At 41.6% G+C, this 15,073-nt stretch carries 15 protein-coding genes; 8 read left to right on the forward strand and 7 right to left on the reverse strand.

Annotated features, from left to right (window positions below):
- Positions 1-232: 232 nt before the first annotated feature.
- Complete coding sequence (locus tag JNUCC1_RS00860) at positions 233-1,837, reverse strand: BCCT family transporter (RefSeq protein ID WP_156643588.1); 1,605 nt, start codon at positions 1,835-1,837, stop codon at positions 233-235.
- Positions 1,838-1,965: 128 nt separating this feature from the next.
- Positions 1,966-2,364 carry an Hsp20/alpha crystallin family protein gene (locus tag JNUCC1_RS00865; protein WP_156643589.1) on the reverse strand — a complete coding sequence of 133 codons (399 nt, stop codon included), beginning with the start codon at positions 2,362-2,364 and terminating at the stop codon, positions 1,966-1,968.
- A gap of 146 nt (positions 2,365-2,510) precedes the next feature.
- Between JNUCC1_RS00865 and JNUCC1_RS00870 the strand changes: the two genes are divergently transcribed.
- Both JNUCC1_RS00870 and JNUCC1_RS00875 read left to right on the forward strand, forming a co-directional pair.
- Positions 2,511-3,434 (forward strand): GNAT family N-acetyltransferase, encoded by a 924-nt coding sequence (locus JNUCC1_RS00870; protein WP_156643590.1) that lies wholly within the window; start codon positions 2,511-2,513, stop codon positions 3,432-3,434.
- Positions 3,409-4,014, forward strand: a complete 606-nt coding sequence (locus tag JNUCC1_RS00875) for a C39 family peptidase (protein ID WP_231746927.1) — start codon at positions 3,409-3,411, stop codon at positions 4,012-4,014. The genes JNUCC1_RS00870 and JNUCC1_RS00875 overlap by 26 nt, the downstream gene beginning before the upstream one ends.
- A gap of 46 nt (positions 4,015-4,060) precedes the next feature.
- Here the strand turns inward: JNUCC1_RS00875 and JNUCC1_RS00880 are convergent, their stop codons facing one another.
- Positions 4,061-6,244, reverse strand: a complete 2,184-nt coding sequence (locus JNUCC1_RS00880; protein WP_156643591.1) for an MMPL family transporter — start codon at positions 6,242-6,244, stop codon at positions 4,061-4,063.
- A 781-nt stretch (positions 6,245-7,025) separates the two neighbouring features.
- Here JNUCC1_RS00880 and JNUCC1_RS00885 point away from each other — a divergent pair.
- Positions 7,026-7,433 (forward strand): S1 domain-containing RNA-binding protein, encoded by a 408-nt coding sequence (locus JNUCC1_RS00885; RefSeq protein ID WP_156643592.1) that lies wholly within the window; start codon positions 7,026-7,028, stop codon positions 7,431-7,433.
- A gap of 221 nt (positions 7,434-7,654) precedes the next feature.
- Here the strand turns inward: JNUCC1_RS00885 and JNUCC1_RS00890 are convergent, their stop codons facing one another.
- Complete coding sequence (locus tag JNUCC1_RS00890; protein WP_156643593.1) at positions 7,655-8,479, reverse strand: metallophosphoesterase; 825 nt, start codon at positions 8,477-8,479, stop codon at positions 7,655-7,657.
- Positions 8,480-8,734: 255 nt separating this feature from the next.
- Between JNUCC1_RS00890 and JNUCC1_RS00895 the strand changes: the two genes are divergently transcribed.
- The 3 genes from JNUCC1_RS00895 to nagE all read left to right on the forward strand — a co-directional run bounded on the left by JNUCC1_RS00895 (position 8,735) and on the right by nagE (position 11,644).
- Entirely contained in the window at positions 8,735-9,229 is a 495-nt protein-coding gene (locus tag JNUCC1_RS00895) for a PTS sugar transporter subunit IIA (RefSeq protein WP_156643594.1), read from the forward strand.
- 39 nt (positions 9,230-9,268) lie between these two features.
- Positions 9,269-10,087 (forward strand): PRD domain-containing protein, encoded by an 819-nt coding sequence (locus JNUCC1_RS00900; RefSeq protein ID WP_156643595.1) that lies wholly within the window; start codon positions 9,269-9,271, stop codon positions 10,085-10,087.
- Between the two features lie 72 nt (positions 10,088-10,159).
- Complete coding sequence (gene nagE / locus JNUCC1_RS00905) at positions 10,160-11,644, forward strand: N-acetylglucosamine-specific PTS transporter subunit IIBC (protein ID WP_156643596.1); 1,485 nt, start codon at positions 10,160-10,162, stop codon at positions 11,642-11,644.
- A gap of 233 nt (positions 11,645-11,877) precedes the next feature.
- On the opposite strand, the gene JNUCC1_RS00910 is transcribed toward nagE, so the two are convergent.
- Complete coding sequence (locus tag JNUCC1_RS00910; protein WP_231746928.1) at positions 11,878-12,441, reverse strand: hypothetical protein; 564 nt, start codon at positions 12,439-12,441, stop codon at positions 11,878-11,880.
- Positions 12,442-12,621: 180 nt separating this feature from the next.
- On the opposite strand from JNUCC1_RS00910, the gene JNUCC1_RS00915 reads away from it, so the two are divergent.
- Positions 12,622-12,951 (forward strand): PadR family transcriptional regulator, encoded by a 330-nt coding sequence (locus JNUCC1_RS00915; RefSeq protein ID WP_156643597.1) that lies wholly within the window; start codon positions 12,622-12,624, stop codon positions 12,949-12,951.
- Entirely contained in the window at positions 12,948-13,625 is a 678-nt protein-coding gene (locus JNUCC1_RS00920) for a DUF1129 family protein (RefSeq protein ID WP_156643598.1), read from the forward strand. The genes JNUCC1_RS00915 and JNUCC1_RS00920 overlap by 4 nt, the downstream gene beginning before the upstream one ends.
- 449 nt (positions 13,626-14,074) lie before the next feature.
- On the opposite strand, the gene JNUCC1_RS00925 is transcribed toward JNUCC1_RS00920, so the two are convergent.
- Positions 14,075-14,257, reverse strand: coding sequence for a hypothetical protein (locus tag JNUCC1_RS00925; protein ID WP_197431587.1), 183 nt, complete (start codon positions 14,255-14,257; stop codon positions 14,075-14,077).
- Positions 14,258-14,299: 42 nt separating this feature from the next.
- Entirely contained in the window at positions 14,300-14,989 is a 690-nt protein-coding gene (locus tag JNUCC1_RS00930) for an NAD(P)H-dependent oxidoreductase (protein ID WP_156643599.1), read from the reverse strand.
- Between the last annotated feature and the right edge of the window lie 84 nt (positions 14,990-15,073).

Genomic DNA, 15,073 nt, shown 5'->3' on the forward strand with positions numbered 1-15,073 from the left:
ATCTTGAGTATGAGTTAAGTTTTACTGATTTGCAGTTTGTGTCAACGTTACGGGGTTGGTGTTTATTTTTGACTTGGGTGTGATTTAAGTCACATCTAGCATACAACATAAACCACTTGAATAAAGTGTTAACCGTTACAAAGATGGGACAGTTTAGTGACAAATCTATGTACATTGTGCACCAATTCACATAAAAGGTCAAACAGAACGGGAAATACCCGTTCTGTCGTGTTTATGATTGTTTTCTGTTGTACTGTCTTTGGCGTGATGAGCTTCTTTTATGATCGCGAACTTGTGTGATCCAAGCTTTGTCTTCATCCATCATTTTTTTAGCAGCATAAATTGTCAGAAATTGAACGACGATAATCGGGATACCCATGAGTCCCGACAGCACCTCAAGTGGGGCCAGACCTCCAATCCGCATTAGTACGAGTGCAAGTGCTGTAATAACGCCTGCTACAAGGATGCGCAAGTACTTTGAGGGTTCTGCTTTACTCATATTTTCGGTACCTGTATAGGATGCGATTGTATATGTCGTCGAATCAAGTGTTGTTGTTAAAAAGATGGTTGCAATAATTACAAACACAATAATCACAAAGGTTGATAGCGGCAGTGTTGACAGGATATCGGGAATAGCTTGCATTCTATCTTGATTTTTAACAATATCAAGAACGTCTAGTTCGCCTGTCAAATAACGGTTAACTCCAAGTCCTCCAAGCACGCCGGTCGCTACCCAGGATATCATAGTCGGAGCCAGCAAATAGGTCAAAATCATTTCCTTGATCGTACGGCCACGGGAAATTTTAGCGGCGAACACACTATGAAGCATTGCCCAAGTTGCACTATAAGCAAACCAAAAAACGATATGGCTTTCAATATGAGTCGAACCTTTTAAATCAAGCGAGTTCGTATAGAAAGCAAGATCTGTATAGTTAGAAAACAGAAAGCCGACCGTGTCAGTAAAATAGTCCAGTATGAAAATTCCCGGGCCAATTACCATCACGAACAAGGCAAAGGCCGCTGCTAAATACATATTAAGCGTACTCAGTCGTTTAATACCTTTTTCAATACCAAGGTACGCACTAACTGAGAAAAGACCAACCCAGACAAGTGTCACAATCAACGTAAGAGTAAATGTGATTTCTGTATTGAGTAACTCAGCTACGTTGTAAGTGACAATCGGTGCTCCCAGACCAAGGGTAACTGCAGCGCCGGTTAAAATACTAATAAGAAAGATAATATCAAGTACTTTACCGCCAATTCCATCCGTGAATTTATCTCCGAAGAGAACACGGCATGCTTCAGAAATCCGCATAAAAGGTTTTTTTCGAACATGCAATACATATCCCATTGCTGGTGCGGCCATCACAAATATGGCGAACACCTGAAAACTCCACATAAACATGCCGTAAGCGTTTCCCCACATCAAGGCTTGAGTTGACCCTGCCTCCACTCCAAATGGAGGGTCATTTGCTACAGATGCCCATTGAAGCATTCCAGTTCGCATGATTGTAGAACCCAAACCCATGGCAATTAATATAGAAGCATATTCAAATAAGGTAAATCTGGGTTTCTCGGTAGGGTCACCGAGAACGACATTTCCATATTTAGAAAAAGAAAGGTAAAGTCCTGCTGCCACCAGAATGATCGTATACCAGATATAACCCCATTTGAAGTGATTAACAATAGAATCGAATACATTGTTCAACAATTCAAGAGAGGTATCTTCGTACATCGCAAATAACATACTGATCGCTACAACTACAACCAGTGAGGGCAAAAAGATTCTGTGATCAATTAGTCGTCGTTTTGCTGTATTTGACTGCTTATTTGCCATCAGTGAATCCTCCTGTTTGTTTAAGTTTTCATCATCTCAATACCCTCTCTGTTTTGAATTAAACTCACGGGCGACTACTAAAAAAACAAGCTGCCGTATTCACATTTGGCAGCTTGTTTTTAAATCAATTATTTAAAGATATTCAATAACGCAACGAGATATAGTTTATACTTCGGGTAACGTTTAGGCAGTTTGAACTTTATCCTTCCATCCTCATAGTAAAGTTGACTCGAATCTTCATTTATTAGCGAGGGCAGTCGAACACGTACATTGATCATCTGTGAATTTCCGTTAGGAGTAGATTGTGTGTATTGTTCAGCTGGTAAACTGACTTGGAGCGTTTTGTGATTGACACTGTAGGCGATGAATTCTTTCCGCGTCTCCCCCGGCACAAATCCTTCTACAATGACATCATGATCTGTTTCAAACACATCCAAATGAACGTTCTGGTTATTCAAAGGGGTTATATGAGATTCGCTGGTATATTCAGGTTGCCCACCGTAAATAGCGCTTATCGGCCTATACATCCTTCTCACTCCTTTATAATAAACTGTCTTACAGTCACTTTATCCAAATAGAGAAGGTTCTAAACCTGATTGCATTTTAAATGAAAACAGTTTCTCTTCCACGTATAATAGCTGTATGAGCAACTTAGAACTTGAGGTGATTAACTATGACACAATATATTCGCACATTGAATGAAAAAGACTATTCACACATCGCAAACATGCAAACAGGGATCAATGACGATTACGTTCTGCGAGTGTTTCCAGAGTTGCTTGAACGAGGGGATACTATATACGGCCTGTTTGCCGACGACCAATTAGCCTGTATCGGCGGATTTTCTGTTATTGCAGGATCGTACGCCATGCTCGGACGATTGCGTAGTGATACGCGTTTTAGAGGATATGGCTATGCGACAACTTTAATGAAATATATCACCACGGAAGCTTTTAAAAACCCGCGAATTAATTGGGTCGGTGCTAACACAGAAGAAAATAATTTACCTGCAAGACGCGTGCTGGAAAAGATCGGATTAACACCGATCATCAGTCTTTACGGAGCGACAACAAAAGAGCCCGGCTTACTGAAGGGAAAATGTGACATATGGACAAAAATCGACGATACAAATCGGAAGCAGGCCTGGCTTGAAAGTGTGTTCACTCAACCTAAAACAGTGTTTCCCTACGAATGCTATTATCCCCTGCCGGCAACCCCACATCTTTTTGAACCAGACACCATAAAGGATTGGGTGTTTTATGAGAATGCAGCACAAACACGTATGGTGATTTTAAAACCGGACAGAAAGAAGCATCAATATCTACATGTCGTCTATCCTTGGTCTGACTTTTCAATTCAGGAAGGACTTTGGGAAACAATTGAAAGTGAATATAAGACACTGAAGCACAAAACATCCGAGAGGGAAACACTGGTGTGGATTGATTTGACTGAATATGATGTCAGTTTATTGCCATGGGCACATCCTTTCACCCTTAAATCACCATGGATTCTACATGGAATTACCCGAGATTCACAAAAATATTTAACTGAGTTAACGGAGGCATCGACGCATGCTGAACAAACAAGTTCTTATTGAGGGTGTGCCATTGGATTATCAATATCCAGACTTGCCCACCGGATGTGAGGCAACCGCAACCTCAATGCTGTTAAGATGGGCAAAAATTGATGCTGATAAGTTTGCGGTGGCAGATCAACTTATAAAAGGCGATAAAGTACATGAAATAGATGGTAAATGGTATGGTGCGAATCCCGATGAAACTTTTGTGGGAGACCCTTATTCTGACGAAGGAAGTTATGGTGTCTTCCAAAAGCCCATACTCCGTATTATTGAGCATTTCTTGCCCGAATGCAGCCTGGATTTGAGCGGGAGAGATTTCACAGAAGTCCTCTCTGTTTTAGACAAAGGAACACCTGTTGTAGCTTGGACGACACTCAAGCAAAGGGAAACCTATTACCATAAATCATGGGAGGACCCGCTCGGGCAAATGATTGATTGGTACAACAACGAACACGCTGTCACGGTAGTTGGATATGACCAGGACTTCATCATCGTCCATGACCCGGATACAGGAAAACGTGAATTTTATGACAGGGATACATTCATTCATAACTGGGGGTCACTCGGCAAACGTGCTGTCACACTTCATGTTAAATAACACATCAGCCGTACACATATAAGTGTGTACGGCTGATTGTGCTTCTCTATTTTTCCCTGTGTGTCAGATTTAATAAGGACGGCATGAGGAATCCACGCACGATAAACGTATCGAGCAATATACCGAATGCCATCGCAAAACCGAATAAGAACAATTCCTGAATCGGCTGTGACATCAAGACAGCAAAAGTTGCCGCGAGTATAAGCCCTGCTGAAGATATAACCCCACCTGTCATTTTAACGCCTTCTTCAACAGCATCTTTCCAAACTTTCGTTTTCGCGTACTCCCGGATTCTTGACACAAGCATGATATTGTAGTCGACACCAAGCGCCACCATAAATACAAATGTATATACCGGCAGTCTATAACTGATTGAATCGTATCCCATCAAGTGTTCAAACATCCACCAACTGAATCCAAGTGTCGCTCCAAAGGACAAAAGAATCGTCCCTACCATCAATCCTGCCATAAGCAAGGATCGCGTCTGGAATGCAAGAACTAAGACAATTAATACAATTACAATGGCAAACAATACAATGGTATCCCGTTCATTCATGTGTCGAACATCGAGCTGCTGAGCAGTTTGTCCGCTGTAATGCAGACTCGTACTCTTTGTAGAGAAACCTGAGGAGGTTAGCAATTGCCCTTCATTTTCCCTCAAATCCTCAATTGCATCTAATGCTTCAGGTTCATACGGATTGCCACTAAGAGTTAATTGAAGTTTCACCGCCCGCTTACTTTCAGCGAGAAAGTCCCGCGGAAGTTCTTCGTCTCCTTTAACCATAGCATCTGATAATCCTGGCGATACGGAATCTACTTGTTCTGCAGATTCTAATTGCTGGATTAAGGATGATATATGGTCTCTGAAGTCCGTATCATTGTCAAATGTATCGTCCGATTGCACAATGACGTTAACCGGAGCAAGCTCCCCTGCTGGATAATGTTCCTCAAGCAATTCAAATCCTTTTCTTGAAGACATATCTTCCGGGAATGACTTCAGCTGATTAAACGAATAATCGATTTGTGTTACGTTGTAAATTCCGATCCCCATAATAACAACCAACACGGCCGCTATAACACCTGAACGTTTTTTAACCAAATGTCCGACCCCGCCCCAAAATTTATGGCGGCTTTTTTTAGATGTTTCATTGGCTTTAGGAATCGAAGGCCAAAATGCTTTCCGTCCCATAATGGCAAATACACTTGGAATTAATGTCAAACCTGCGATAAGAATGACGGCTACACTGACCGAAAACACTGATGCAAATGCATGATAAGGTTCAAATACCGTTGCAAACAAGGTCAACATGGCTAAGAAAATAGTACCGCCACTGAAGAAAATCGGTTCAGAAACATGATAGATTGCTTTCGACATTGATTCGTATTTTGATTCTGTCTTCTCCAGTTCTTCACGATACCTGGAAAATATAAACAAGCTGTAATCGGTAACGACTGCAAAGAGAAGAACCAGCATAATTGAAACTGCTGAACTATTGACTTCAAACAGTTCATACTTCCCGGCTATACCCAAAAGTCGATCCACAACACCATATACCAAACCTGCAATAATTAATGGTGTGATGGCCAAAATAGGTGAACGATAAATGAGTATGAGGATGATAAAGATCAGCACAATCGTGCCAATCATCAACACGAAGTCACCATTTTTAAACATGGCAATTGTATCAGCCGCAATCCCTGCTGGCCCTGTTATTTCAAATTGGACGTCCCCCATATCAAGACTGTCCACCTTGTTTGATATTTTATCCAGTGTATTGTGAACGAGATCACTGTCTACACCTTCTTTGAAAGTTGCATTAAATAAAAGGGTCGTGCCATCTTCCGAAATCATTTTATCCTGTACTTCCTCAGGAACCTCATGAAATGGAAGTGCGCTCGCTATGTCCTCTGGCCGATCATCTGAAGCCAGCCATTCGCTAAGCTTGGTTAATTTTTCTTTATCCTGATCATTCAAGCCCCCGTCACGATGAAACACCATCAACGCGGTAAGGCCGTCATCTGAGGGGAATTCCTGATCTTTTAAATGTGAGGCTATTTCTGAAGGGCGATCTCCTGAAATGCTGGCCTCTTCACTGTTTTGTTCATAATCACCAGCTGATGGAGCAAATACAGTCAAAGCAATGAGTGCGATCACCCATACCGCCAGTGTGATTTTCACACCTTTTTTGCTGCTAACCCGCTTAACCAACTCTCGTACATAAGCTAACATACCATTCATCACCTTTATTTTTATGATAAATCCAGCTTAAATGATGAATATGAACAGAGAATGAACGATACATTTCATTAAAAATCTCCCATAACCCCTTATCAAAAAGTAGACACAAACTATGAACCAAAGAAAACTTGAAATGACTGCTTCTTGCAACCGCTCGGGGAAAACACTCCGCGTCCAGTGGGCGCTGCTGAGCCTCCTCGGTCTATCGACCTCCGGGGTCTCACCGAGGCTTTTCCTCCCACAGGAGTCTCCGTGTTTTCCCCGAGCTTGGTTAGAGCGTGTTAATGTCCCAGATTAATACGTGTGCAGAACCATCCAAGCCACTGAATTACATAGAGTGATTGGAGCGGAGGGAAGTCGACTCCTGCGGGAACAGCACGAGTCCGAAGACCCCACAGCGATTACATTAAGGAGGGTCGACTAAAATCGCCCTTTGCGGGCAACGTCGACATACCCCTTGCCGGGGCAAGGAGGCTGAGGCCGTGCCCGCGGCTAGAAGACACTGTGAAAGTGGGTTTCTTGAACAGATGTCGCACTGGAGCTGTGATAAAGTTAAAGGGACTTCCCGGAGCGCAAATCACGGTGCTCTTATATACATTGATGGGTGTTGACCTACTATGCTTTTTAGTTCGCAGTTTACTTATACTTTGCTTTTTTATTTCGGCTATCTCTAGGAAGACAATATTAAAAAAGAACGTTTGGGTATCAATGATTGAAAAATATTTAAATCCTTGCTATAATAAGTTGCTAACATTTTTGAGGAGGAACTTTTTTGTCAATAGAAATCGGCAGTAAGGTACAAGGAAAAGTAACTGGTATTACCAATTTTGGTGCATTTGTGGAATTGCCTGATGGAAAAACAGGTTTGGTCCATATCAGCGAGGTCGCTGACAGCTTTGTTAAAGATGTGAACGATCACTTGACGGTCGGAGATGAGATCGAAGTTAAAGTCTTAAGTGAAAAAGAAGGTAAGATTGCCCTTTCTATCAAGAAAACCGTTGAGCGCCCTGAACGCCCAAGAAAACAGAGCCAAAACTTCCGCTCCAAAGGATCATATAAACCTAAAGAGAGCTTTGAAGATAAAATGGCAAAGTTTTTAAAATCAAGCGAAGAGAACTTATCATCCCTTAAACGCAACACTGAAGGAAAACGTGGCGGCCGCGGCGGCAGACGAGGTTAAATATATAATAAAAAAGCGTGCTCTGTGCGAGCGCGCCTTTTTTTGTTGTTAAGGAAATTATAAAATATCCGAGCTGTTAATAAACATTGTCAAACGCCACGTCCAGCTCCAACGCCTCCCCCCCTCGAGTCATAAGCAATAATGTTTCGTGGCTAAGACCCCCACTACATGCTCTTGTTTATGATTTTCAGGGGGTGACCGAGGCGTTTCCGCTTTTGTTCTTAATCACAGCCTTCTAAATCAATTACCGTAAATTGGCTTTGATTCATAAAACGAACTGGGATGTGAGTTGTTCCCAGACCGCTGTCGATATACATATAACCACCATTTTCAAGCGGATAAATACCTTTAGCCCTATGTGGAAACAAACCTTGGCCCGGAGCTACCATAGCACCGATCAAAGGAAATCGGATTTGTCCTCCGTGTGTATGGCCACAGAGCATGAGATCAACAGATGTTTCACTAATATCCAGGCCATCGGGCATGTGAGCCAGCACTAAATTAAAATCATCTGTGCTGTAACAAAGATCATATGAATCATATTCTTCGGCATTTTCAACAGCATAACCCGCACCAATCAGGCGTAGACTGTTGCCTTCTTTACCCAACTTGGCATATTCTCCGTCGAGTATCATGACCCCACGGCTTTTTAATCCTTGGATAAATATTTGGGTTGCCGGATGTTCCCATTCATGATTACCTGAAACAAAATAGACATGCTTGCACATGACCGTCAAGACATCGATTAGCTGATAAACATTTCTAAAACCCCGTGTTTTGCGATCAATTAAATCCCCAGTAATGACAACCACATCTGGATTCTGATCTTTAATTGCTTTGAGCAGCCGGTTGTTCTTTTTCCCAAAGGTTCTATTATGCAAATCACTTAGTTGTACAACTCTCATTTTGGTTCCATTCGTCCACTTATTGGTTTTAAAACTGATTTGATTAACTTTGAATAAGAACGTATCATGAAAAATTTTGATGCCACATCCAATTAGACATGATGCAAAAAACCCAGTGCAGTACTTCAATTTGTTGTTCATTCCATCTACCTCTTTACTCCATATACATAAGACCTATTATACACGAATGACCTTGTAGGTGATATTCTTATTACTACCTCTTGCAATCTTTGTAACGCTATGTTAATTTAAGATTACAAGATAATTAAATAACGCTATCATGTAACTGACTAGATCAGGCATGGTGAATCAACTACGATAACATCGTCAGTGGTTTACCATGCCTTTTTTAATGGTCATTTTAATGTTGGCTATCATTTCACAGGAGGCTTCATCATGTTTAAAAACCTTTTTCAGAAATCAACTCAATCACATCCCGGACATATATACACTCCTGTTAACGGCGAAATTATTCCCATTACTGAGGTACCCGACCCTGTCTTCTCCGAAAAAATGATGGGAGACGGTATCGCCATTATTCCATCAGACGGGCGTTTCACAGCACCGGCGGACGGCGAAATTGTTCAAATCCCTGAAACGAAACACGCTTATGGCATCCGCACAACTGACAATGTAGAAATACTTGTCCATATCGGTCTCGAAACCGTGGGGTTAAAAGGACAAGGGTTTAAAACTCACGTTGAAGTTGGGGATACAGTGAAAATGGGAGATCTCGTTATCACATGTGATCTGGAATACATTAAGGAACATGCTGAACATATTATAACACCAGTCGTTATTACAAATACTAACGATCTAAAAGGAAACATTACACCTAAAACAACAAAAAACGCTAAAATAAAAGACACAGTGATTATGACGATTACCTGATCGAGTATCTTAAACGTACACATTAAGGATGTGTTTAAAATGAAAATCAGAAAAATATTAAACAATAATGCTGTTATTGTTATGGACAACGATCAAGAGAAAATCGCCATGGGACCAGGTGTCGGATTTAATAAACACAAAAACGACATCCTCCCGCAAAGTACAGTAGAAAAATTATTTGTGCTAAAAGAGCATGAGAAATTACAGCAGTTGCTCGAACGTATCCCTGAGGAGCATTTGATCCTGGCCGAAGATATTATTAAGCATGCAGAGCAAGAACTCGGTATGAAAATCAATGAACACATCCTTATTATGCTGACAGACCACGTTTCATTTGCTATTGAGCGACTAAAAGAAGGCATCCGCGTCAATAATAAGCTACTCCAGGAGATTAAGATTTTATATAAAGAAGAATTTAACATTGCTCTATGGGCAATCAGACACATCGAAGAAAAAACAGGCGTCAAAATGCCTCTCGACGAAGCAGGATTCATTGCCCTCCACATCCATACGATGAAACTTAAAGGAGGTGATGTGCGCAAGGCTGTAAGACAGACCACCATCGTCAGAGAGATGGTCGACAGCATTGAATCATGTCTAAGCATAACAATCGAGGAAAACGACATAGCCTATGAAAGGCTTATCATGCATCTCCATTTTGCACTTACCCGGACAAACCAATACAATAACCACACCATGGATCCGGAGATGCTGGAGATGATTAAGTCGAAATATCAGATTTCCTTCCAATGTGCTCAGACAATTGCTGAAAATATTGCTCTTGACCATAACATTTATTTGCCTGAAGAAGAACTTGGCTATATCACGCTTCATATTGAGCGGTTGAGACAGAATTAACTTTATCATTTATACCCTTATTGAAACCGAATACACCAGCCTTGTTCTTATTTAAAAAAGGAGGTTATTAACATGATGAAAGCTTTACAAAATTTGGGCCGTGCATTAATGCTCCCTGTTGCAGTTCTGCCAGCAGCGGCTATTCTTGCCGGTCTAGGAAACTGGATCCTTGGTTTCTGGGAAGGAAATGTCATTGGATCATTTCTACTTAATGCCGGAACAGCAATTCTCGGCCACCTTGGTATTCTGTTTGCTGTAGGTGTAGCGATTGGACTTTCCAAAGATAAACATGGTGCTGCGGGATTAAGTGGACTTGTAGGGTTTCTAGTTGTCTCAAGCTTAATGTCCACAGATACAGTATCAGCTTTAAAAGGAATTGATGTCTCAGCTGTTAACGACGCATTCCTTCAAAACGAAAACGTCTTTATCGGTATTATTTCCGGAATTGTTTCTGCCATGATGTATAACAGATTTAGTGATGTTCGACTTCCGGATGCCTTGGCGTTCTTTAGTGGTAAACGACTTGCCCCCATTATGTCAGCTGCTGCAATGGCAGTTGTTGCCGCTATCTTATTCGTCCTATGGCCAATTATTTATTCATGGCTCGTTACATTCGGTACGTTTATCAGTGACCTCGGTGCAATTGGTGCCGGTTTATATGGTTTCTTAAATCGTTTGCTCATTCCGACAGGTCTGCACCATGCTCTAAACTCTGTATTCTGGTTTGACACAATCGGCATTAATGACATTGGAAAGTTCCTTGCTGGCGAAGGTACACAAGGTATTACCGGACGCTATCAAGCAGGTTTCTTCCCGATTATGATGTTTGGTTTGCCAGCAGCAGCACTTGCTATGTATCATACTGCTAAGTCAACACGGAAAAAACAAGCAGCGTCTCTTATGCTTGCTGCAGCTGTTGCATCATTCTTTACAGGTGTAACTGAACCACTTGAATTCTCATTTATGTTCTTGGCACCTGCTCTTTATGTAGTACACGCGCTGCTTACAGGACTTTCACTGTTTATTGCAGCCTTATTCCAGTGGACATCAGGGTTTGGTTTTAGTGCTGGGTTTGTGGATTATTTCCTAAGCTTTACCAATCCAATTGCCAACCAACCTTATATGCTCATTCTGCAGGGGCTCGCATTTGCAGTGATCTATTACTTCCTGTTCCGCTTCCTGATTGTGAAGTTTAACTTTAAAACACCAGGACGTGATGAAGGAGACGCTGAAGATGATGATGTTGCTGTAGCAGATGCTGAAGGTGCAGCTACACCACCTAAAACTGGTGGATCAAAGAGTGGCAAGAATGACTTTTCTCAAATGGCCGCTGAAATATACGCTGGTCTTGGCGGCGACGAAAACGTCACCTCTGTAGACAACTGTGTATCACGACTGCGCCTGGAAGTCAAAGACATGGATGCAGTTGACGAGCAACGCATCAAAGCAACAGGCGTTCCGGGTGTCAACATCGTCGGCAAGCATAGCATTCAAGTCATTGTAGGCACACAGGTAGAATTTGTTGCAGATGAAATTATGAAAATCCGTAACGTTTAGGTAAGTATCAAACCCCAGCCCATTTCTTTTTGGGACTGGGGTTTTAACTATGCTCTTTTCCCCACTGCTGAATTACATACTTCATCTTTTCTTTTTGTTGAAGAAATTGCTTTTTTCGATGTCCATTAGCCCCCGATGGATGCGGAAACCCATATACATATGTATGTTCAGGCAGCATACGACCGTTTTGTAATTGCTTTAAAACCTTCTCGACAATTTTGCCTAGCGTATAATTAACCCGCCCCTTCTATAAGCTGCAACTCGGTTGGGAATACTTTTTGTACATATGTGTGAAGCATTGAAGATTGATTAAAATTCGGCTGATGACCTGTATAATTCTTACCGTTATAAAATACTGGATATTTAATTACAGATGTGGTGTGCAAGAGGTTCGTTTTGTTCGAGAATAACTCTGCGGAAGATGCTAATCCAAGGTGATCAGGCAAGCCACATTCATCTAACATATTGATAAGATTGCGCCGCATACTTCCGGAAAAACGAGCTGCCCATTTTGCTTGTTTTAAGACATCTTCATCCTCTGTCTGTTCATTATCCACACACTGGAGCACTTGCTCGTAGGCTTTTTTCATCTGCTGCCAGCCGGGTGTGATGCCAACAATCACAATTCGTGCATTCTGGTTAAGATATTCATTATGAGGCGCATAATACATACGCAAATTGTTTTCTTTAGACAGAAGAAACGTTTCATTCAGTAAATCATCTTTTTCAAGCGGCCGATTTACTGGTAGCTGTTTGATAGCTGGCAGATAATCCTTCGTATGGTCCCCAATGATCATGGTGTCTCCTCCTTACTCTACAATTTAATAACGTTTTAAGAATAGGCGAAAATACATTTATTTTAAAGTTTAAAGCTACTTGGTATTGCAAGTTAGTTATGTTTCATTTATACTATATGTTATTACAAGGTAGCAAATACTTTTTTGGTTGGTATCTTGTTATACAAGGCAGGTGGGTTAATGTCTATTAAAAGCCAGTTGTTAAAAGGAATTTTAGAAGGCTGTATTCTGGCAATTATTGCCCGGCAAACTGTGTATGGATATGAGTTATCGATGAAACTTCAGGATTACGGGTTATCTGTCAGTGAAGGATCCATTTATCCTGTTTTGCTGCGCATGCAAAAAGAGGAATTAATTACAGGAAGCTTGCAGCCTTCACCAAGCGGCCCCAACCGCAAATATTACAACCTCACTGACAAAGGGTCTGAAGCACTTGAAGCTTTTAAGATCCATTGGGAGAGTGTCAAACAGCCAGTCGACCAATTATTACAGGGGGAGGATCAAATATGACAACGGAAAAAGAATTAATTAAAGAGAACAATGAGAAAAGGAAAGAACTTACGCCGGAAAACTTGCAGTACTACGAGGATATGCTTGTATATATCAGATTGTCATTCAGTAAATCAGATATTGCTACCGAAGAGATTCTTTCAGAACTGCTTGAGCATCTACTTGAAGCGCAAGCAGGAGGCAAAACAGCCCATGATGTCTTCGGTGATGACCCCAAGGGGTATGCTGATGATATCATCGGTGCTCTCCCGCAAAAAATGCCCAAGAACTTCGTAAAATACTTTCTAATGGGGATATTGTATTTCCTTGGATCCGGGGCAATGCTTACAGGCCTGATCAATATTGTGATGTATCATATCTTTTCAAAAGGAGCAGCACATGAAACGATACACCTCGGAGGGTTTACAATCAAAACCCTGATCTCCATACCCGCTGCTTTTTTCCTGACGTATATATTGATTCAATATTTGCGTTGGAGCACTTTTAAGAATATCGGTAAAAAACTCGAGTTTTTCATTTTATGGCTGTATGGGGTGTTCTCTATCGGATTGTTTATGCTGATTATCTATTTTACACCCGATATTGGTCCAGAATTTCATTTTCCGCACTGGGGAACACTCATTCTTGGTGCTGGTTTGTTTGTTTCTGGGTGGATCACAATGAAAAAAGTTTAGACAAAAAGAGCTTCTTTCAAACGGAAGCTCTCTTCATTCTTGTTTAGGAAATTTAAAAATATCCGAGCTGTTAATAAACATTATCAAAGGCCATGTCCAGCTCCAACGCCTACCCCCTCGAGTCATAAGCAATAACGCTTCGTGCCAAAGATCGCCACTACGCGTTCTTGCTTATGATTTTCGGGGGTGAGCAAGGCGCTTCCGCTTTTGTATCGTCCAGCTCCAACGCCTACCCCTCGAGTCATAAGCAATAACGCTTCGTGCCAAAGATCGCCACTACGCGTTCTTGCTTATGATTTTCGGGGTGAGCAAGGCGCTTCCGCTTTTGTATCGTCCAGCTCCAACGCCTACCCCTCGAGTCATAAGCAATAACGCTTCGTGGCAAAAATCTCCACTACGCGTTATTGCTTATGATTTTCGGGGTGAGCAAGGCGTTTCCGCTTTTGTTCTTATTCGTCCCATTTCTTTGGGCTCCAAAGCGTGCCGTCCAATTCCCCTTCCATTTGCCAAATGCGTTTATCCTGCTCTCCGATAATTTCTCGAGCAGCTTTAATCAAAGCTAAACGCCTGAAATCCTTTTCCTCTGCAAATAGACGATCGAGTTCTCCTAGAATCCATTCATTTTGTTCCACGTTTCAACGCCTGCCTTTTATCCGTCTTCAGTCTGTAAACTCTTACCACATCTGATCAAGTACGACTTGTAATTCATCGATTGTGGTACGGTTTGTTTCCATTAAGTCTGCGGCATGATTTAAAATATCTTCAGCACCCGGCTCCAGATCGTTTGTATTTAATTGACGCAACTGCTCAGAAACCCATCTTTCGCGGGAAGCAAGGCTCTCAGAGTTTTCATTGGTCAATTTTTGCTGATAACGTATGTAAAGATCCATCTTTTCCTCGTCCGTCATATATGCAAATTGATACACAGTTAATGGGCGTAGATAGGTCATTCCGGTTTTATGGGCCATCGCCTGGAACGGCCGTGTCAGTTCGCTGATCGAAAAGAGTTCTCTCCCTCCTGCCTGGTATTCGCGTTCATGCACGCCAAGCATAAAGACAAGTCCAAATTCTTTACCAGCCAATCTACCATCTGCTTTGCCATGAGCATACCCGTTGGTCAGGACGTCATCCTGCCACTGTTTTAGCGGAGCAGGTGACGAATACCAATAAAAAGGAAATTGAAATATAATCCGGTCATGGGCATCTAAAAGTTCTTGCTCTTTTTGCACGTCAATCTTTCCACTAGGATAAGTGCTTTCTAAATGGTGTATCGTTACCCCTTCACTAGGAACTGCATTGAGCAAAAATTGCTGACTTCCTGATTCCAAAATATCCGGGTGCGATATAATTACTAATGTCTTCATATATATACACACTTTCCATAATAATTTAATTAGCCATTTACAATCTCTTCTATCATAAAACAACTTCATAATCTCTAGCAAGCA

The sequence above is a fragment of the Lentibacillus sp. JNUCC-1 genome (assembly GCF_009741735.1).
Lineage (GTDB): Bacteria > Bacillota > Bacilli > Bacillales > Amphibacillaceae > Lentibacillus_B.

Excerpts from the sequence above, each read along its gene's own strand:
- JNUCC1_RS00860 (WP_156643588.1), bottom strand. The coding sequence starts at position 1,837 with ATGGCAAATAAGCAGTCAAATACAGCAAAACGACGACTAATTGATCAC.
- JNUCC1_RS00865 (WP_156643589.1), bottom strand. The coding sequence starts at position 2,364 with ATGTATAGGCCGATAAGCGCTATTTACGGTGGGCAACCTGAATATACC.
- JNUCC1_RS00870 (WP_156643590.1), top strand. The coding sequence starts at position 2,511 with ATGACACAATATATTCGCACATTGAATGAAAAAGACTATTCACACATC.
- JNUCC1_RS00875 (WP_231746927.1), top strand. The coding sequence starts at position 3,409 with ATGCTGAACAAACAAGTTCTTATTGAGGGTGTGCCATTGGATTATCAA.
- JNUCC1_RS00880 (WP_156643591.1), bottom strand. The coding sequence starts at position 6,244 with ATGTTAGCTTATGTACGAGAGTTGGTTAAGCGGGTTAGCAGCAAAAAA.
- JNUCC1_RS00890 (WP_156643593.1), bottom strand. The coding sequence starts at position 8,479 with ATGAACAACAAATTGAAGTACTGCACTGGGTTTTTTGCATCATGTCTA.
- JNUCC1_RS00895 (WP_156643594.1), top strand. The coding sequence starts at position 8,735 with ATGTTTAAAAACCTTTTTCAGAAATCAACTCAATCACATCCCGGACAT.
- JNUCC1_RS00900 (WP_156643595.1), top strand. The coding sequence starts at position 9,269 with ATGAAAATCAGAAAAATATTAAACAATAATGCTGTTATTGTTATGGAC.
- nagE (WP_156643596.1), top strand. The coding sequence starts at position 10,160 with ATGATGAAAGCTTTACAAAATTTGGGCCGTGCATTAATGCTCCCTGTT.
- JNUCC1_RS00910 (WP_231746928.1), bottom strand. The coding sequence starts at position 12,441 with ATGATCATTGGGGACCATACGAAGGATTATCTGCCAGCTATCAAACAG.
- JNUCC1_RS00915 (WP_156643597.1), top strand. The coding sequence starts at position 12,622 with ATGTCTATTAAAAGCCAGTTGTTAAAAGGAATTTTAGAAGGCTGTATT.
- JNUCC1_RS00920 (WP_156643598.1), top strand. The coding sequence starts at position 12,948 with ATGACAACGGAAAAAGAATTAATTAAAGAGAACAATGAGAAAAGGAAA.
- JNUCC1_RS00930 (WP_156643599.1), bottom strand. The coding sequence starts at position 14,989 with ATGAAGACATTAGTAATTATATCGCACCCGGATATTTTGGAATCAGGA.